An 18148-nucleotide genomic window follows, 5' to 3' on the forward strand; every position below is an offset into this window, starting at 1 on the left:
AGGGAGATCTATGTCTCTTTAGTGAGACTCGGCAATCCCCAATGCCACCATCTTCTTGTACAACGTCGACCGCCCAAGCCCCAACCGTGCCGCCGCTTCAATCACTCTCCCCCCGCATTGCGCGAGGGCCGATTCAATCAATTGCCGGTCAAACCGCTCACGCGCCTCACTAAACGTCTCGTGCTCAACCGACTTAACCTTCAATGGCGCCGTGCGTTGGACCGGCGTAAACGTGCCAATCGCTGCACGAATATCCAGCGCATTCAGCATCAGGTCGTCACTGAGCAGCGCCGCCCGTTCGAGCACGTTGCGCAGTTCGCGAATATTCCCCGGCCAGGCGTGTTGCCCCAACAGCTCCAGCGCTTCGCGGTTCAGTTCATGCTGACTGCGCAGCTCCTCGAGAATCGCTTCACTCAGGGCCGGCAAATCATCGAGACGATCGCGCAACGGTGGCACCTGGATCGGCAGCACGTTGAGGCGGTAATACAGATCGGCACGAAACTCGCCGCGTTTGATCGCCGCTTCAAGGTCGGTCGAGGTGGCTGCGATCACCCGCACATCGCTCTGGATCACTTCATTGGAACCGACCGGTTCAAATTCCTTTTCCTGCAACACCCGCAGCAATTTGCTTTGCAGGGGCAGCGGCATGTCGCCGATCTCATCGAGGAACAGCGTACCGCCCTGGGCAATCTGCAACTTGCCGGCACGGCCCTTGCGGTCTGCACCGGTGAACGCGCCGGGGGCGGTGCCGAAGAATTCGGCTTCCAGCAGCGACTCCGGAATCGCTGCACTGTTGATGCTGACGAAGGCTTTATGGGCACGCGGCGAAGCCCCGTGAATAGCCTGCGCCAACAGCTCTTTGCCGGTGCCGGTTTCTCCGAGCAGCAACACCGGCGAATCGGCGCTGGCACTGCGCCGGGCGCGGCGTTTGACTTCGAGGCTGGCCGCGCTGGTGCCGATGAAATGGGCGAAGTTGTACTTGGTCTGTCGTGCCCGCAGCAGCGAGCGGGTGGAGGCCAGTTCTTCCTGCATGCTCATGTAGCGCTTGAGCATCGGCGACAGGCTGCGCAACTCGTCGAACAGCGCAAAACCGATTGCACCGATCACCACGCCGGCATCGTCGTGAATTGGCAGGCGCATGACCACCAGCGGTTCCTTGGGGGTGTCCTGCATGTCGAGCAAAATCGGGCGACCGGTGCGCACCACCTCACGCAGCAGACTGCCGGGGATTACGCTTTCGCAGGCCTTGCCGATGGCCACGTCCGCCGACGCCAGTCCGAAGCGTCGGGCATAACGTTCGTTCATCCAGACGATGTTGGCGTCGCGATCGACGATCACCGTGCCTTCACTCGACTGCTCGATGATCTCGAACAACGAACGGATCGCCAACAGGCGAACGCGCTGGTAGTCCTTCAGGCTTTCGGTGGTGTTCATGTCGGCTGATCCTGATTATTTATTGCCTGTGCGGGCCTCTTCGCGGGCAAGCCTCGCTCCTACAGGTACAGGGTGATCTGTAGGAGCGAAGCTTGCTCGCGAAGAAGGCGACGCGGTCCAACGATTGACGCGGATTATGCCTAACGCGGATGCGCCGCCGCCAACAGCTCTTTGGTATACGGATGCTGCGGTGACTCGAACACGTCGTGGCTGGCGCCGCTTTCCACCACCTTGCCGTCCTTGATCACGATCATGTCATGGGCGAGGGCGCGGACTACCGCCAGGTCGTGGCTGATAAACAGATAGGTCAGCCCGTGTTTTTCCTGAAGCTGGCGAAGCAGGGCAACCACTTGTTTTTGCACCGTGCGGTCCAGCGCCGAGGTCGGTTCGTCGAGCAGGATCAGCGCCGGTTTCAGCACCAGCGCCCGGGCGATGGCGATGCGCTGGCGCTGGCCGCCGGAGAATTCGTGCGGGTAGCGATGGCGACTTTGCGGGTCGAGGCCGACTTCCTGCAGTGCCCGAATCACCTCGGCCTTGCATTCGTCCGCCGTCAATTGGCTGTGAACCTCAAGGCCTTCGCTGATGATCTGCGCCACGGACATCCGTGGACTGAGACTGCCGAAGGGGTCCTGGAACACCACCTGCATTTTCTTGCGCCACGGCCGCAGCTGCTTTTGCGTCAGACCGTCCAGCGCTTCACCCTGAAAGCGAATACTGCCTTCGGAGTCGAGCAGGCGCAGGATCGCCTGGCCCAGTGTGGACTTGCCGGAACCGGATTCACCGACAATGCCCAGCGTCTTGCCGCGCTGGACATTCAGGCTGATGCCATCCACCGCGTGCAAATACGTTTTGCGCTGGAACAGTCCGCCACTGAGGGCGAAGCGCACGGAAAGATTTTCCACTTCCAGTACGTTCTCGCGCGCGTCCCGGGCCAGGGCTTCGCCTTCCGGTTCGGCGTTTAGCAATACGCAGCTGTACGGATGCTTTGGCTCGGTGAACAGCGTCTCGCACGGCGCCTGTTCGACGATTTCCCCGGCCTTCATAACGCACACGCGCTGGGCGATGCTGCGCACCAGATTGAGGTCGTGGCTGATCAGCAGCAGCGACATGCCGAGTCGCTGTTGCAGGGATTTGAGCAGCAGCAGGATCTTGCGCTGCACCGTCACGTCCAGCGCTGTGGTGGGCTCGTCGGCGATCAGCAACTCCGGTTCGCAGGCCAGGGCCATGGCGATCATCACCCGTTGCCGCTGGCCGCCGGACAGTTGATGCGGGTACGCCTTGAGCCGTTCCTTGGGTTTCTGGATGCCCACCAGGTGCAGCAATTCAAGAATCCGTGCCTGCGCGGGTTTGCCGGTCAAGCCTTTGTGCAAGAGCAAGGTTTCGCCAATCTGCTTTTCAATGCTGTGCAGCGGGTTGAGCGAGGTCATCGGCTCCTGAAAGATCATCGCGATGCGATTGCCGCGCAACTCCCGCAGCACTTTGGAGGAAGCGCCGAGCAGTTCCTTGCCGCGATAGCGGATGCTGCCGGTGGATTCGGTGCCGGTCTCGGGCAGCAATTGCAGGATCGAGTGCGCAGTCACCGATTTGCCGGACCCGGATTCGCCGACCAGCGCCAGGCATTCACCGGGGCGGATATCCAGGCACAGATTGCGCACCACGGTCTGGCCGCTGAAGGCCACGCTGAGGTTGCGGATTTCGATCAGGTTACTCATATCAACATCCGCTTATTCAAGACCGAGGATCAAAGGCATCTCGCAACGCCTCGCCGATAAACACCAGTAAAGAAAGAATCAACGCCAGGGTGAAAAACGCTGTCAGCCCTAGCCACGGCGCTTGCAGATTCTGTTTGCCCTGACCGATCAGTTCGCCCAGCGATGCACTGCCGGCCGGCATGCCGAAACCGAGGAAATCCAGCGCCGTGAGTGTCGATATCGCCCCGGTCAGAATGAACGGCAGGTAACTCAGGGTTGCGTTCATCGCGTTGGGCAGAATGTGCCGCACGATCACTTTGCGATCGGTCAGGCCCAGTGCTCGGGCGGCCTTGACGTATTCCAGGTTGCGTCCGCGCAGGAACTCGGCTCGCACCACGTCCACCAGGGCCAGCCAGGAAAACAGCGCCATGATCCCCAGCAGCCACCAGAAATTCGGCTCGACGAACCCCGACAGGATGATCAGCAGATACAACACCGGCAACCCCGACCAGACTTCCAGCAAGCGCTGACCGATGAGGTCGACCCAGCCGCCGTAGTAACCCTGCAGCGCGCCGGCAGCGATGCCGATCAGCGCGCTGACAAACGTCAGCATCAACGCAAACAGAATCGACACCCGTGCACCGAAAATCACCCGGGCCAACACGTCACGTGCCTGGTCGTCGGTGCCCAGCCAATTGACGTTCGAGGGCGGGCTCGGCGCCGGTTTGTTCAGGTCGTAGTTGGGCGTGTCGTCGCTGAACGGGATCGGCGGAAACAGCAGCCAGCCGCCGTCCTTTTTGATCAGCTTCTGCACATAGTCGCTGCGGTAGTCAGCCTGGAACGGCAGTTGCCCGCCGAATTCCTGCTCGGTGTAGCGCTTGAAAACCGGGAAGTACAACGAGTCCTGGTAACGGACCACCAGCGGTTTGTCATTGGCGATCAGCTCGCCACCGAGGCTCAACAGGAACAGACCGATAAACAGCCACAGCGACCACCAGCCACGACGGTTTTTCTTGAAGCGTTCGAAACGGCGACGCGCCAACGGCGAAAGCTTGAACATCAGGCGTTCCTCGCGGCGAAGTCGATACGCGGGTCGACCAGGGTATAGCAGAGGTCGCCGACCAGTTTTATCAGGAGACCGAACAGCGTGAAGATGAACAGCGAACCGAACACCACCGGATAATCCCGGGACACCGCGGCTTCGTAACTCATGCGGCCCAGACCATCGAGGGAAAAGATCACCTCGATCAGCAGCGAGCCGGCAAAGAACACACTGATGAACGCCTGGGGAATCCCCGACACCACCAACAGCATCGCGTTGCGGAACACGTGACCGTACAGCACGCGCCGTTCGCTCATGCCTTTGGCGCGGGCGGTGACCACGTATTGGCGGGTGATTTCATTGAGGAAGGAGTTTTTGGTCAGGATGGTCAGGGTGGCGAACCCGCCGATCACCAGCGCCGTCACCGGCAACACCAGGTGCCAGAAGTAGTCGGCGATCTTGCCAACGGTGGACAGCGATTCGAAGTTGTCCGAGACCAGGCCGCGCACCGGGAACCAGTTCAGCGACGTGCCGCCGGCGAACACCACGATCAGGAACATCGCGAACAGGAATGCCGGCATCGCATAGCCGATGATGATCGCGGTGCTGCTCCAGATATCGAAGTGGCTGCCGTGGTGCACGGCCTTGCGGATGCCCAGCGGGATCGACACCAGATAGGTGATCAGCGTGGCCCAGAGCCCGAGGGAAATGGTCACCGGCATTTTTTCCAGGATCAGGTCGGTGACCGTGGCACCGCGGAAAAAGCTTTTGCCAAAATCCAGTTGCGCATAGCTTTTGAGCATCAGCCACAGACGCTCCGGCGCCGGTTTGTCGAAGCCGTACTGTTTTTCGATTTCCTTGATCAGTTGCGGATCGAGGCCACGGCTGGCCCGCGAACTGCCGCTCATGACTTCGCTGGAACCGCCGCCGACACTGGCGCCGCCGATGCCTTGCAAGTGAGCGATCGCCTGTTCCACCGGGCCGCCCGGCGCGGCCTGAACGATGACGAAGTTGACCAGCAGAATGATCACCAGCGTCGGAATGATCAGCAGCAGACGCCGCAGAATATAAGCCCACATCAGTGCGGCCCTCCGGGTTTGCCGCGCTTGATCAGCTCGGCGGTCATCTGTTGGTTGGTCAGCGGCGTGGTGCTCACTTCCCACCAACTCTCGATGGCTTCGTCATTGGCGGCTTGCACGCTGGGAATCCCGAAACGGTTCCACCACACGGTCGAACTGCCCGGCGGATAGTAGTTGGGAATCCAGTAGTAGTTCCATTGCAGCACCCGGTCCAGGGCATGGGCGTAGCGCAACATGTCGGCCTGGGTGGTGGCGCGAACCAGGCCGCTGACCAGCGTATCGACCGCCGGGTTTTTCAACACCATGTAATTGTTGGAGCCCGGATCGTTGGCCGCCGCGGAGCCAAAATAGTTGTTCAGTTCGTTGCCCGGCGAGGTGGTGACCGGGTAGCCCGTGACGATCATGTCGTAATCCCGGGACATCAGGCGATTGACGTACTGGGACGAGTCGATGCGCCGGATGTTCAGGTCGATGCCGATCTGCTTCAGCGTGCGTTTGTACGGCAGCAGCAAACGGTCCATGCCGTTCTGGCTGACCAGGAAAGTAAAGCTCAGTGGTTTGCCTTCGGCGTTCACCAGTTGATCGCCATCGGGTTTCCACCCGGCCTGCTCCAGCAAGTCCAGCGCTTGCAGTTGCTTGTCGCGGATCACGCCGCTGCCATCGGTTTTCGGTGCTTCGAAGACTTTGGTGAACACTTCGTCGGGGATCTGTCCGCGCAAGGGTTCAAGAATCGCCAGCTCGGCGGCATCGGGAAGGCTGCGGGCGGCAAGGTCGGTGTTGGAAAAGAAGCTCTGCTGTCGAATGTAGAGGTCGCGCATCATCTGCCGGTTGCTCCATTCGAAATCCCAGAGCATCACCAACGCCTGGCGTACGCGGCGATCCTGAAACAGCGGATTTTGCAGATTGAACACGAAACCTTGCGCCGATTGTGGCGCGTTTTGCGCCAGATGCGCCTTCTGCAGGCGACCGTCACTGAGCGCCGGGCTGTCGTAGCCGATGGAGTAACCGGTGGCGGAGAATTCACGGTTGTAGTCGTAGGCACCACCGCGCAACACCTGACGCGCCACGTCGGTATCGCCGAAGTACTCGATGCTGAAATGGTCGAAGTTGTAGAGGCCGCGGCTGACCGGCAGGTCCTTGCCCCACCAGTCGGGATTGCGTTCGAAGGTGATACTGCGCCCGGAGTCGACCTTGCTCACCTTGTACGGGCCGCTGCCCAGTGGTGGCTCGTAACCACCGCCGCCGGCGAAGTCGCGGGTTTTCCACCAGTGCTCGGGAAACACCGGCAAGGTCGCGATGTCGAGGGGCAGGGTGCGGTTTTCGTTGCTCTTGAAGTCGAAACGAACGGTGCTCGGCGATTCCACTTCGACGCCTTTTACGTCGGCGAATTGCGTGCGATAGCGCAGGCTGCCCTGGGTCATCAGCAGGTCGAAGGTGTAGCGCACGTCTTCAGCGGTAATCGGCTTGCCATCGGCGAAGCGGGCCTTGGGGTTGAGGTAGAAACGCAGGGATAAACCGTCTTCCGAGCGCTCCATCTTCTGCGCCACCAGGCCATAAACGGTGTAAGGCTCGTCCAGCGAGCGCTGGGCCAGGGGCGAATAGATCAAACCGTCGATCTGCGTCACACCGATGCCTTTGTCTATATAAGGCAGGACATGATCGAAATGCCCGATTTCGATCGCCGAGCGGCGCATCGTCCCGCCCTTCGGGGCTTGCGGATTGGTGTAGGCAAAATGACTGAAGCCGGCAGGGTACTTCGCCGGTTCGCCGTAGACGGTCAGCGCATGTTGGGGGGCGGCGTTCACACCGGCGGCGCCCAACAGCAGGGCCACGGCAGTGAACAACAAAGTAGGGAAAGCCAGTCGCATTGTCAGCCTTAGAGCCGGGTGGTCGATAACCGCAATTTGTACGCTAGCGGCGCGTCCCTCGCCAGCCGTATCACGCATCCGAAACACGACGGCCCACCAAAAAGGCGGGCCGTTGTGCACAAAGCTCAGCGATTGGATCAGTCCTGACGGCTGGTCACTTCCAGCAAGTGGTAACCAAACTGAGTCTTGACCGGACCTTGCACCACGTTGATCGGTGCACTGAAGACCACAGTGTCGAATTCCTTGACCATCTGGCCCGGACCGAACGAACCCAGGTCACCGCCCTGACGGCTGGAAGGGCAGGTGGAGTTGGCTTTGGCAACTTCGGCGAAATCGGCACCTGCCTCGATTTGGGCTTTGAGTTCGTTGCACTTGTCTTCGCTGGCAACCAGGATGTGACGGGCAGTGGCTTTAGCCATGGGAAATACTCCTTTCAGTGTTCAATAAAATGCGGAGCCTACCGGATTCAGTGGTCCATTTCTTCTCAAAGTTCCTTCCAATGCTTACAGGCCAGCCTTTCGCAGGCGTTCGGCGTGCTGCACATACAGATCAACCGGGTCGATGCCTTTGCGTACCCGACCGGCTGTCTGGTTGATGCTGTCGAGATGATCCAGCGGATAGTCGGAGCGGATCACTTTACCCAGATGGGAACTGAAGCGACCGACCAAGCCGTCGTTCTGATCGGCTTCGGTGGTGAAATACCGAGAAAAGGCCCGTGAGAACCCGTTTAGCGGATCGAGTGCATTGAGCCCTTCATCGAGAACGGTCCCTTGCAAAGTGCCGCTCCAGGAATAGTAGCGAACCCCGTTGACCAGCTCGCGGCCCTTGCCACCCCAGGTTTTTGGCAAACCCTGGGGGTATTTCTCATTAAATGCGTAGACACCTTCAGTGGTCAGCGCATTCAACGCGGCGATAGCGTTCTGCGGCAGGTGCGGGTTGCCACTCAGCAAAGACAGGAAATCGGCGAACAAGGTGACGACCGCTTCGGCGGCCCGTTCCGGGAGGCGTCCGGGCGTCAGTGCCTTGCGCAGGAAGTCCGCCAGTTCCGAGCCGTGGTTCGGTCCGCTGACCGACGTCACCGACGCTACGACTTGCGGATTTATCGCTGCGGCATAACGTGCGGCCAGTGCCCCCTGGCTGTGCCCGATCAGATTGACCTTTTCTGCGCCGGTACCTTCCAGCACCCGTTCAATCTGTGCCAAAAGCTGTTCACCGCGTGCTTCGTTGGTATGGGTAGCCGACAGGTGAGGTATGAACACCCTGGCGCCGTCGGTTCGCAGTGCTTGCTTGATGTCCTGGAAGAGTTCGAATGGACCGATCCGGTCGAAACCGAATAGACCGTGAACGAGCAGGATGGGATAGAGAGTGCTTGCATTCCGTTGCATGTTCGTACCTTTTCGCGGAAGTTCGTGGATGTGCTCGGGCCTCACTCTAAAGCACTCGGGTGTTCGCGCGATGTCTGAAAAAGCCGCTGTAAATGGGGGAAAACGGAATAGGTAAGGTACGAATATTCGAATCCGCAGGAGGCTTTTTTCGGAATGTCCGGACGTCCTTTAACCGGAGGTAGCGCAGAGTTCTGCAATGACCTACCTCCGAAATGTCATTTGCCTGTCAACCGTGTGTCGCTCGCAACCGCTCCGCCGCCGAACGCAACAACGCCTCGGTTCCGTCCCACCCAAGACAACCATCCGTCACCGATACGCCGTACTGAAGCGCTGCACTCAACGGCTGGCAACCCTCGAACAAATGACTCTCGATCATCATCCCGATCAGCGAGCGATCACCTTGCAAACGCTGCTCAAGCACATCGTTGAAAACCGCCGGTTGACGCAGCGGGTCTTTGCCGCTGTTGGCGTGGCTGCAATCGACCATGATCCGCGCCGGGATCTTCAGTTTGGTCAAATCGCTGTTCACTTGGGCGACGCTGTCGCGATCGTAGTTCGGGCCGCGATGGCCACCGCGCAATACCAGGTGAGTGTCTGCATTGCCCGGGGTCTGAATGATCGCCGGATGGCCCTGACTGTCGACACCGAAATGCCGATGCGGATGGGCGGCCGAGCGCATGGCGTCGCTGGCAACGCCGACGCCGCCATCGGTGCCGTTCTTGAAGCCGACCGGCATGCTCAGGCCGCTGGCCATTTCCCGGTGGATCTGCGACTCGGTGGTGCGGGCGCCAATGGCCACCCAACTGAGCAGGTCGTCGAAGTAACCGGCGGCCATCGGTTGCAGCAGTTCGGTGGCAATGGGCAAACCCAGTCGGAGCATTTCGCGCATCAGCTCACGGGACAGGGTCAGGCCGCCGGCCATGTCATCGCTGCCGTCCAGGTGCGGATCGTAGGCCAGGCCTTTCCAGCCGACTGTGGTTCGGGGTTTTTCAACGTAGGCGCGCATCACCAGCAGCATTTCATCGCTGACTTCGGCGGCGAGGCGGGCGAGGTTGCTCGCGTATTCGAGGGCGGACTGGGGATCGTGAATCGAGCAAGGGCCGACGATGACCAGCAAACGGGCGTCTTCACCGTTGAGGATCGCGCGGACCGCGTCGCGGTGGGCGGCGACCTGGCGGGTCAGGGCGCTGCTGAGGGGCAGTTGCTGTTTGAGTTGCAAAGAGCTGGGCAGACGCAGGGTCAGCGCTTCATTGGCAGGGCTCAGGGTGGACAGCGGCAAAGCAGAGACGGACGAGTTCATATTCAGGCTTCCTGGGCGGGCGGCGGGTTCGTTCCCGCGCGCTCGGCCCTACTGGGGTGTTCGACAATTGGCCGGATTGGCTGCGTGTGTGTGCTTGCCACCTGTGGGTGACCGATCGGAGGCGGCAGGCTGTCCCGAGCGGAGGCTGCTAAATCGCCAGGCGCTAAAACTGTCGTAACGGTAATAAGTGGCGTAGTTCATGTCGTGAATCCTCGAGTTGTCTGGTTATTGCAAAAAAGTGTCTGGGGCTGAAAAAACAAAACCCCCGGTCGGGAGGCCGACCGGGGGTTGAGAATTTTCTGGTGGCGACCCGTTTAAAGTGGGCGCCGTGTGGGTATCAGGCGCGCCAGTGGCTAAACCAATACCCAAAATAAAAGCTGACCGGAGCGCAACCGACGTTCGCCCGGGCAGCCGCAACCGAGCGCGGGGCGCTGGCGATACGAAGCTGTGAGAGGGCGTTTAACATGGTCTGTCTCCGATGGATGCGCCGAGCTTACTAGAGGCCGGTACGCGGATTCAATCAGAAATTGCTATCGATCACCGACGGCGTTTTCTATCGCTTGAGTGCGTCGAAGGTTGTGACACACTCATCGCTTAAACAAAAACACAACGTCACAAGGACGAACCATGATGCCTTTGACCATCGCCGCCGCTCAATCGATCTCTATCGCGGGAGACCTGGCCGCCAATATCGCCTGGCATCAACGCTTCATGCAGGTAGCGGCGGAGCAGAGCGTGCAGTTGCTGGTGTTTCCGGAATTGTCGCTGACCGGGTACGAGCGTGGGCTGGCGGTTGAGCTGGCGATTGCACCGGAGGATGCGCTACTGCAACCGCTACGGGATTTCGCGCAGGAAATCGGCGTAACGACCGTGGTCGGGATGCCTATTCGTCTGTCGGAGAATTCGCCAGTGTTGATGGGTGCGCTGATCTTGGGCACCGATGGCTCACTCGGGGTCTACAGCAAGCAGCATCTGCATCCCGGCGAGGAAGTAGCGTTTGCACCGGGCTTCGGCGGTTCGACCCTGACAATCGGTGGCGACACGGTCGCCCTGGCGGTGTGCGCCGATTTTTCCCACGCCAGCCATGCAGCCGCAGCGGCGCAACAGGGCGCCGACCTGTATGCCGCGGGCGTGCTGATCACCGAAAACGGCTATGCCCCGGACACTGCGTTGTTGCAGGGCTATTCCGTCACGCATTCGATGACGGTGCTGATGGCCAACCATGGCGGTGCGACGGGGGGCTGGGAGTCGGCAGGACGCAGCGCCATCTGGGCGTCGGACGGTTCGCTGATTGCCGCCGCACCCGGCACCGGCAGTTTGCTGGTCGTTGCTCAACGCAATGCTGACGGCTGGGCGGGGCACGTCGTGGCCGTCGCGGAGGCCTGATGGGGTTCGGTTTACGTCCAGCGACGTCGCAAGACCTCGACTTTGCACGGGATTTGACCTGTCAAACCATGCTCCGCTACTACATTCAGCACGATCTGCTGTGGCAGGACGAGGCCTTCGATGTGGCCTGGGCGGGGCGGGAAAACTGGCTGATCGTGCGTGATGAGGTGTTACTGGGTTATGTGAGCCTCAGCCGCGACGCAAGGGCCTTGTACATCCGTGAGTTGCACGTGCTCGAAACGTTCCAGGGGCAGGGTGCCGGTTCCTGGGCGATCGATCAGGTATTGTCGATGGCGCGCAAGGAACGGCGCCCGGCCCTGCGGTTGACGGTGTTTGAAAATAATCCGGCGAAAGCGTTATACGAGAGAAAGGGCCTGCAGGTGGTCGGTGCAGACGAGTGTTTCCTGAGAATGCAGCGCGATGTCGAGGTCGCGAATCGCTGAAACACGCATCGGACAAGCCTTTCAAGATGTATTGAAACTTTTTATATGACGCTTGCCGCTAGGTCTGCCAGTCGCTTTTTGCTAAGGTGTCGACAACTCAATAAGACCATATCGCGAGGTGTCTGCTTGATTAGGGTGCTAGTAGTCGATGACCATGATCTCGTTCGTACAGGCATTACACGAATGCTGGCTGACATCGATGGCCTGCAAGTGGTCGGCCAGGCCGAGTCAGGCGAAGAATCCCTGCTCAAGGCGCGTGAGTTGAAACCCGATGTGGTGCTGATGGACGTCAAGATGCCCGGTATCGGCGGTCTTGAGGCCACCCGCAAATTGTTGCGCAGTCATCCGGACATCAAGGTCGTTGCGGTCACCGTGTGTGAGGAAGATCCGTTTCCTACACGGTTGTTGCAGGCCGGAGCCGCGGGTTACCTGACCAAAGGCGCCGGGTTGCCGGAAATGGTCCAGGCCATCCGCCTGGTGTTTGCCGGGCAGCGCTACATCAGCCCGCAAATTGCCCAGCAGCTGGCGATCAAATCCTTTCAGCCGACCAACGATTCGCCGTTCGACGCACTGTCGGAACGGGAGATCCAGATCGCACTGATGATTGTCGGCTGCCAGAAGGTGCAGATCATTTCCGACAAGTTGTGCCTGTCGCCCAAAACCGTGAACACCTACCGTTACCGAATTTTCGAAAAGCTTTCGATCAGCAGCGATGTCGAGTTGACGCTGTTGGCGGTTCGTCACGGCATGGTTGATGCCAGCCTCTGAAAATGACTGACACCTTTGATCCAAGTGCTTTCCTGTCGACGGTCAGTGGACGCCCCGGCGTCTATCGCATGTTCGACAGCGAAGCGCGCCTGCTTTACGTCGGCAAGGCCAAGAATCTCAAGAATCGCCTGTCGAGCTACTTCCGCAAGTCCGGGCTCGCGCCGAAAACCGCTGCACTGGTCGCGCGTATTGCCCAGGTCGAAACGACGATCACGGCCAACGAAACCGAAGCCTTGCTGCTTGAGCAGACGCTGATCAAGGAATGGCGCCCGCCCTACAACATCCTGCTGCGCGACGACAAATCCTACCCGTACGTGTTTCTCTCGGATGGCCAGTTTCCACGCCTGAGCATTCATCGTGGTGCGAAGAAGGCCAAAGGCAAGTATTTCGGTCCCTATCCTAGTGCCGGTGCGATCCGCGAAAGCCTGAGCCTGCTGCAAAAGACCTTTTTCGTACGCCAGTGCGAAGACAGCTATTACAAGAACCGCACGCGGCCGTGCCTGCAATATCAGATCAAACGCTGCAAGGCGCCCTGTGTCGGCCTGGTGGAGCCCGAGGTGTACGCCGAAGATGTGCGGCACTCGGTGATGTTCCTGGAGGGGCGCAGCAATGCGCTGACCGACGAGTTATCCGCCGGCATGGAAGAGGCGGCGATCAACCTCGAGTTCGAGCGAGCCGCCGAATTGCGCGACCAGATCTCCTTGCTGCGCCGGGTTCAGGATCAGCAGAGCATGGAAGGCGGGACCGGAGATGTCGATGTGATCGCCGCGTTCGTCAATCCGGGTGGTGCCTGCGTTCACCTGATCAGCGTGCGCGGCGGCCGGGTGCTGGGAAGCAAGAACTTTTTCCCGCAGGTGGGTATTGAAGAAGACGTGTCCGAGGTCATGGCCGCGTTTCTCGGTCAGTATTTCATCAGCAGCCCTGAACGCGACTTGCCGAGCGAATTGATCGTCAACGTGGTGCACGAAGATTTTCCGACGCTGATCGCGGCCATTGAAGAGTTGCGTGGTCGCGAACTGACCATCAGTTACCGGGTTCGCGGGACGCGGGCACGCTGGCAGCAATTGGCCGTGACCAATGCCGAGCAGGCACTGGGCGCACGCCTGGCGAACCGCCAACACGTCGCCGCGCGTTTCGATGCCCTGGCCGACGTGCTGAAACTGGACGAGCCGCCGCAGCGCCTGGAGTGTTACGACATCAGTCACTCCAGCGGCGAAGCGACCGTGGCGTCCTGTGTGGTGTTCGGTCCCGAAGGCCCGATCAAGTCCGACTACCGTCGCTACAACATCGAAGGCGTCACGCCGGGCGATGACTACGCCGCGATGCACCAGGCCCTGACTCGACGCTTCAGCAAACTGAAGGACGGGGAGGGCAAGCTGCCGGACATCCTGCTGGTCGACGGCGGCAAGGGCCAGCTATCGATGGCGCGCGATGTGCTCAATGAGCTGGCGGTGCCCGACCTGATTCTGCTGGGCGTGGCCAAGGGCGCGACGCGCAAGGCCGGTTTCGAAACCCTGTACCTCAACGACGCCGCCCACGAATTCACTTTGCGTGGTGATTCCCCGGCATTGCATTTGATCCAGCAGATCCGTGACGAAGCTCACCGATTCGCGATTACCGGCCACCGTGCCCGTCGTGGCAAAACGCGCCGCACGTCTACACTGGAAGGCGTCGCTGGCGTTGGACCGACACGCCGGCGCGATTTGTTGAAACATTTTGGTGGATTGCAGGAGCTGTCTCGTGCCAGCATCGACGAGATCGCCAAAGCACCCGGGATCAGTAAAAAGCTCGCAGAGTTGATTTATGCAAATCTGCACAGCGAGTAGAATGCCACCTCACCTCGTAGCCAGTTGTGCCGATGAATATCCCTAATCTGATTACCGTTCTACGCGTCCTGCTTATCCCGATCTTCATTTTACTGTTCTACCTGCCTTACCAATGGAGCTACCTGGCGTCCGCTTCGGTTTTTGCGTTTGCCGCCGCCACGGACTGGCTGGACGGTTATCTGGCTCGCCGTCTGGAGCAAAGCACGCCGTTCGGGGCTTTTCTCGATCCGGTGGCCGACAAGCTGATGGTCGCCGTGGCGCTGGTGTTGCTGGTGCAGGAACACGGTAACCTGTGGCTCACGCTGCCGGCCGCGGTGATTATCGGTCGCGAAATTGTCGTCTCGGCGCTGCGGGAGTGGATGGCCGAGCTCGGTGCTCGTGCTCACGTCGCCGTGTCGAACCTGGGCAAATGGAAAACCGCTGCGCAAATGCTGGCGCTGGTGATCCTGCTGGCCAATCCGTCAGACTTCACGTTCTGGGTTCTGGTGGGTTATGCCTTGCTGCTGATCTCTGCGGGCCTGACGCTGTGGTCCATGGTTCAATATTTGCGAGCTGCCTGGCCGCATCTGAAGACCGACGTGGAAAAGAAATAAACTTTTTTGAATCAAAGGGTTGACGGGGCATCTGGATTCTATAGAATGCGCCTCACCAAGACGCGGGAATAGCTCAGTTGGTAGAGCACGACCTTGCCAAGGTCGGGGTCGCGAGTTCGAGTCTCGTTTCCCGCTCCAAATACAAAAAAGCGCCACTCAATGAGTGGCGCTTTTTTTTGCGTGTTTTTTATGGTTAGCATTAGAAAAAAGAGGCTTCGGCTTCTTTTTTCGTTCCAGCGACTTCTACCGAAAACCACCCCTAGCCTCACTTTTTTTGTTCATTAAAACGTACATCGAAATACGCGCTCGAAACGTGTCAGTTTTCAGATAGATGATGCATTGCCGGGACCCGTACATCTCTCCTCAATCGATCGAGACGAGGAGATGTACGCATACCTTTGACTGATACGGCCGTTGAGCACTAACAACCCTGTTACCCGATTGATCGCAATGTAGTCATCGAGGCTGTAACGCTTGCCTTTATAGTCAAAGGCAACCGGCCCGATTGGCTGGCCGCTATGCGGTAACGGGAAAGGATGGCCACCCGCTTTGATCGTCCGCACAGGGAACAAACGGTCGGAGTTACGGAAGGTAGTGACAGCCAGGTCCTCGCTGAGCTTGCCGTCATATATCGCCTGCACTTCGCCAATCGGCTCGTGCGCATGTTGGTAAGTCTTCGTGGGATCGGGGTTGGTCGCGCCTGCGGTCAAGGACAGGACGAGTGTCGAAGCACACACCAACACTTGAAGAGGCCTGCGCTGGCGATGAAGCACAGGCATAAACCCCTTTTTATTTCGATCGACCTTAAAACTCTTCTGCACATCAGCGAAGCTGATCAATGGTTCTCGGCTCACGGCCCCACCCTCTTGTTGTTTTGTCAGGGTTCAGGATGCAGGGCGGGAATTTTTCGGGCGCGTGGGATCGGGCCTGATCATGCGCGGAATCGGGCCATGGATAATCTGGATGGTTTAACGGTTGGCGTTGCGGCGGAACTCGTCAGGCGAGCAGCCCAGCACGCGCCGGAACACACTGGCCAGGTGCGAAGGCGATTCGTAGCCAACGCTGTTGGCAATCTCCAGCACTGACATGCGCGTGTGCTGCAACAGGTTTTTCACCCGCTCCAGTCGCGTACGTTGAACGCAGGCCAGCACTGATTCTCCGGTGTGCTGGGCAAACAGGCGGGTAAGGTGGCGTCGTGAAACATGGAAGGCTTCGGCGATCTCGTCCAGCCCAGGGGCGTGCTCAAGGTTGCCCTCCAGGTAGCGCTGGACATCGCGTACCAATGCCGCGCCATGACGTTCCGTCGAAGAGCGTTGCAGGCTCGGCTGGCTCATGGAAATCGCCAGGCATTCGAGCAGCAACAGGTGATCGGTCTGCGTAATCTGTCGGCGTCGGTCCACGCAATGATCCGGCTGACTGAACGCATTTTTCGCAAGTAACAAATGGTGTAACGGTGCGGATGCGTGCCAGATGCCCAGAGTCGGCTCCCTCAATAAGCGATTGGCATCGCCGGACAGGTCACGCAGGGCGTACCGCATGTAATCAGGGGCGACATAAAATGCTGCGTGACCCTGACTGGTGGTCATGGACGACGAGGAATGACTCCATTGCGGCGGCACCAACACGAACTGGCGATCGATCACCGACGTTGAGCGGCCGCTCTGTTCGTCCTTGAATCGCAACAAGCCATGCTCCGGAACCATGAGCATGAATTCATCATGCTCATGGGCACCGGTTCGTAGGCACCATTTGAATTGAAAACGCTGTAATTTCACGCATTGGCAACACCCATCGCGCCATTCGGGTCGCCAGCATTAGTACGCTTCGGTAAGAGAAATCTCAAGATCCAAAGCCTTAAGTGGCCTTATGCTCGCTTGAGCGAGCTGCCGAATCTTCCTTTTAAACTAGGGCGCTAAAACATATTCATGAAAAATCTGCGACCCGTGCTCTTCATCAGCTCTGCTGGTAAATCCCATACCAACGGCCAGGCCGTGCATCGCCTCGTTTCCTGACGAATCCATTGACGAAATTTTGCTGAAGCCTTGGCGCGTGGCTGTGTCCATCAAATGTTGTAACAGCGCAGTGGCGACTCCCCGTCGTTGCCAGCGGTCGCGAACAGCAACGGCGAACTCGCAATGAGCATCGCCTTCGTACGCCCCGTAACGCGCTGTTCCGATTTCAATGAGCTGGGTGCCTTCGTATGCCAGGGCAATGTAAGCCATGCGATTGTGCAGATTGATGTCCATGAGCTGGTCGTGGGGTTCTACCAGATTGCTGAACGAGGCCAGAAAATGAAAATGCGGTTTGCCTTTGCCTAGCTCGTTGAAAAAGGCCAGGTCCCGGTCTCGATCAGACTCTGCCAACTCTCGAATCAGCAGGGGAGTGCCATCCCCCAAGGATTCCACCCAGTATTCGCCGGCCAGCCCATCGGTTTCATCCTTGAAACGTGTGGTGATGCTTGCGTCATAAGACATGCGATGAACTCCGGCTCATTGATAGGACTGCTCACTCACCCTAGTCTTATGCGCGGTCAGCAGGAGCAATATCCGCTCGCTGACAGTTTTAAGGGACAGCCGGTATTGCCGTCGGCAATCCATTCGAACGCATCACTCGTCCTGACGGCGGGTGTAATGCAACAGCCGATCGGTTTCGGTCTTGACCACCAGGTAGCACTCGCAGCTGAGCCGTTCAAGGCGCGCTCTATCCAGAACCGTGATCTGGCCCCGGCTGTACTCGATGACGCCTTGACGCTGCAGTTTGCCGGCCGCTTCCGTGACGCCTTCGCGGCGCACGCCCAGCATGTTGGCGATCAGCTCCTGGGTCATGTTCAGGCGATTGCCATGCAGGCGATCCAGCGACAACAGCAGCCATCGACACAATTGTTGATCGATCGAATGATGGCGATTGCACAGGGCGGTCTGTGACATCTGCGTGATCAGCGCCTGGGTATAACGCAGCATCAGCAGGAGTAGGTCGCCATGGCGGTTGAACTCTTTCTTGAGCTTTTGCCCCGGCAGGCGAAATGCACCACCGGCACTTTGTACCACCGCCCGACTGGAGGTGCTTTCGCCACCCATGAACAGCGCAATGCCGATCAAACCCTCGTTTCCGACCACGGCGATTTCTGCTGACGAACCGTTTTCCGTGACATGCAGCAGAGAAACGATGGCGTCGGTCGGAAAGTAAACGTGGCGCAAGGTGTCCCCCGGCTCATACAGTACATCGCCCAGCGCCAGACTGACCTGCTCCAGGTGCGGAACAAGGCGCTGGAAGTCGACGGCCGGGAGCGCCGCGAGCAGATGATTGTGGCTTGGATCGGGGGAGGCATTCATG

The 18148-nt window shown here is 59.2% G+C and carries 16 protein-coding genes, 1 tRNA gene and 1 pseudogene; 6 read left to right on the forward strand and 12 right to left on the reverse strand.

Annotated elements, in window-relative coordinates:
• Window positions 1–18 precede the first annotated feature (18 nt).
• The 8 genes from KJF94_RS09895 to KJF94_RS09930 form a co-directional block, all read right to left on the reverse strand.
• Complete coding sequence (locus KJF94_RS09895; RefSeq protein ID WP_214382984.1) at window positions 19–1434, reverse strand: sigma-54 interaction domain-containing protein; 1416 nt, start codon at window positions 1432–1434, stop codon at window positions 19–21.
• Between the two features lie 140 nt (window positions 1435–1574).
• The gene (locus KJF94_RS09900; RefSeq protein ID WP_214382985.1) at window positions 1575–3146 is read right to left on the reverse strand and encodes an ABC transporter ATP-binding protein; all 1572 of its coding nucleotides are present in this window, start codon (window positions 3144–3146) and stop codon (window positions 1575–1577) included.
• A 16-nt stretch (window positions 3147–3162) separates the two neighbouring features.
• Window positions 3163–4185: an ABC transporter permease gene (locus KJF94_RS09905; protein ID WP_084320175.1), complete on the reverse strand. Its 1023-nt coding sequence runs from the start codon at window positions 4183–4185 to the stop codon at window positions 3163–3165.
• Entirely contained in the window at window positions 4185–5246 is a 1062-nt protein-coding gene (locus KJF94_RS09910; RefSeq protein ID WP_017339138.1) for a microcin C ABC transporter permease YejB, read from the reverse strand. The genes KJF94_RS09905 and KJF94_RS09910 overlap by 1 nt, the downstream gene beginning before the upstream one ends.
• A complete protein-coding gene (locus KJF94_RS09915; RefSeq protein WP_214382986.1) occupies window positions 5246–7114 on the reverse strand; it encodes an extracellular solute-binding protein in 1869 nt (622 codons plus the stop codon). The genes KJF94_RS09910 and KJF94_RS09915 overlap by 1 nt, the downstream gene beginning before the upstream one ends.
• A gap of 137 nt (window positions 7115–7251) precedes the next feature.
• Entirely contained in the window at window positions 7252–7533 is a 282-nt protein-coding gene (locus tag KJF94_RS09920; RefSeq protein WP_008029538.1) for a peptidylprolyl isomerase, read from the reverse strand.
• A gap of 84 nt (window positions 7534–7617) precedes the next feature.
• The gene (locus KJF94_RS09925; RefSeq protein ID WP_214382987.1) at window positions 7618–8499 is read right to left on the reverse strand and encodes an esterase/lipase family protein; all 882 of its coding nucleotides are present in this window, start codon (window positions 8497–8499) and stop codon (window positions 7618–7620) included.
• Between the two features lie 226 nt (window positions 8500–8725).
• Window positions 8726–9799 (reverse strand): 3-deoxy-7-phosphoheptulonate synthase, encoded by a 1074-nt coding sequence (locus tag KJF94_RS09930; protein WP_214382988.1) that lies wholly within the window; start codon window positions 9797–9799, stop codon window positions 8726–8728.
• A gap of 627 nt (window positions 9800–10426) precedes the next feature.
• On the opposite strand from KJF94_RS09930, the gene KJF94_RS09935 reads away from it, so the two are divergent.
• The 6 genes from KJF94_RS09935 (at window position 10427) to KJF94_RS09960 (ending at window position 14953) form a co-directional block, all read left to right on the forward strand.
• Window positions 10427–11185: a carbon-nitrogen hydrolase family protein gene (locus KJF94_RS09935; protein ID WP_214382989.1), complete on the forward strand. Its 759-nt coding sequence runs from the start codon at window positions 10427–10429 to the stop codon at window positions 11183–11185.
• Window positions 11185–11628: a GNAT family N-acetyltransferase gene (locus KJF94_RS09940; RefSeq protein ID WP_214382990.1), complete on the forward strand. Its 444-nt coding sequence runs from the start codon at window positions 11185–11187 to the stop codon at window positions 11626–11628. The genes KJF94_RS09935 and KJF94_RS09940 overlap by 1 nt, the downstream gene beginning before the upstream one ends.
• A gap of 126 nt (window positions 11629–11754) precedes the next feature.
• Entirely contained in the window at window positions 11755–12396 is a 642-nt protein-coding gene (gacA, locus tag KJF94_RS09945) for a response regulator transcription factor GacA (RefSeq protein WP_008015884.1), read from the forward strand.
• A 2-nt stretch (window positions 12397–12398) separates the two neighbouring features.
• Window positions 12399–14222 carry an excinuclease ABC subunit UvrC gene (uvrC, locus tag KJF94_RS09950; protein ID WP_214382991.1) on the forward strand — a complete coding sequence of 608 codons (1824 nt, stop codon included), beginning with the start codon at window positions 12399–12401 and terminating at the stop codon, window positions 14220–14222.
• A 32-nt stretch (window positions 14223–14254) separates the two neighbouring features.
• A complete protein-coding gene (gene pgsA / locus KJF94_RS09955; RefSeq protein WP_017339130.1) occupies window positions 14255–14815 on the forward strand; it encodes a CDP-diacylglycerol--glycerol-3-phosphate 3-phosphatidyltransferase in 561 nt (186 codons plus the stop codon).
• 62 nt (window positions 14816–14877) lie between these two features.
• Window positions 14878–14953 (forward strand) — tRNA-Gly (locus tag KJF94_RS09960).
• A gap of 254 nt (window positions 14954–15207) precedes the next feature.
• On the opposite strand, the pseudogene KJF94_RS09965 reads toward KJF94_RS09960, so the two are convergent.
• The 4 genes and pseudogenes from KJF94_RS09965 to KJF94_RS09980 all read right to left on the reverse strand — a co-directional run.
• Window positions 15208–15594: pseudogene (locus KJF94_RS09965) on the reverse strand (serine hydrolase); the annotation flags it as partial.
• Window positions 15595–15783: 189 nt separating this feature from the next.
• Window positions 15784–16524, reverse strand: coding sequence for an AraC family transcriptional regulator (locus KJF94_RS09970; RefSeq protein WP_250548257.1), 741 nt, complete (start codon window positions 16522–16524; stop codon window positions 15784–15786).
• Window positions 16525–16719: 195 nt separating this feature from the next.
• Complete coding sequence (locus KJF94_RS09975; protein WP_214382993.1) at window positions 16720–17289, reverse strand: GNAT family N-acetyltransferase; 570 nt, start codon at window positions 17287–17289, stop codon at window positions 16720–16722.
• Window positions 17290–17421: 132 nt separating this feature from the next.
• Window positions 17422–18147 (reverse strand): Crp/Fnr family transcriptional regulator, encoded by a 726-nt coding sequence (locus KJF94_RS09980; protein WP_214382995.1) that lies wholly within the window; start codon window positions 18145–18147, stop codon window positions 17422–17424.
• Between the last annotated feature and the right edge of the window lies 1 nt (window position 18148).

It is taken from the genome of Pseudomonas hormoni (assembly GCF_018502625.1).
Taxonomy (GTDB): domain Bacteria; phylum Pseudomonadota; class Gammaproteobacteria; order Pseudomonadales; family Pseudomonadaceae; genus Aquipseudomonas; species Aquipseudomonas hormoni.

Coding starts and splice junctions, on each gene's coding strand:
- KJF94_RS09895 (WP_214382984.1), bottom strand. CDS start 1,434: ATGAACACCACCGAAAGCCTGAAGGACTACCAGCGCGTTCGCCTGTTG.
- KJF94_RS09900 (WP_214382985.1), bottom strand. CDS start 3,146: ATGAGTAACCTGATCGAAATCCGCAACCTCAGCGTGGCCTTCAGCGGC.
- KJF94_RS09905 (WP_084320175.1), bottom strand. CDS start 4,185: ATGTTCAAGCTTTCGCCGTTGGCGCGTCGCCGTTTCGAACGCTTCAAG.
- KJF94_RS09910 (WP_017339138.1), bottom strand. CDS start 5,246: ATGTGGGCTTATATTCTGCGGCGTCTGCTGCTGATCATTCCGACGCTG.
- KJF94_RS09915 (WP_214382986.1), bottom strand. CDS start 7,114: ATGCGACTGGCTTTCCCTACTTTGTTGTTCACTGCCGTGGCCCTGCTG.
- KJF94_RS09920 (WP_008029538.1), bottom strand. CDS start 7,533: ATGGCTAAAGCCACTGCCCGTCACATCCTGGTTGCCAGCGAAGACAAG.
- KJF94_RS09925 (WP_214382987.1), bottom strand. CDS start 8,499: ATGCAACGGAATGCAAGCACTCTCTATCCCATCCTGCTCGTTCACGGT.
- KJF94_RS09930 (WP_214382988.1), bottom strand. CDS start 9,799: ATGAACTCGTCCGTCTCTGCTTTGCCGCTGTCCACCCTGAGCCCTGCC.
- KJF94_RS09935 (WP_214382989.1), top strand. CDS start 10,427: ATGATGCCTTTGACCATCGCCGCCGCTCAATCGATCTCTATCGCGGGA.
- KJF94_RS09940 (WP_214382990.1), top strand. CDS start 11,185: ATGGGGTTCGGTTTACGTCCAGCGACGTCGCAAGACCTCGACTTTGCA.
- uvrC (WP_214382991.1), top strand. CDS start 12,399: ATGACTGACACCTTTGATCCAAGTGCTTTCCTGTCGACGGTCAGTGGA.
- pgsA (WP_017339130.1), top strand. CDS start 14,255: ATGAATATCCCTAATCTGATTACCGTTCTACGCGTCCTGCTTATCCCG.
- KJF94_RS09970 (WP_250548257.1), bottom strand. CDS start 16,524: ATGCTCATGGTTCCGGAGCATGGCTTGTTGCGATTCAAGGACGAACAG.
- KJF94_RS09975 (WP_214382993.1), bottom strand. CDS start 17,289: ATGTCTTATGACGCAAGCATCACCACACGTTTCAAGGATGAAACCGAT.
- KJF94_RS09980 (WP_214382995.1), bottom strand. CDS start 18,147: ATGAATGCCTCCCCCGATCCAAGCCACAATCATCTGCTCGCGGCGCTC.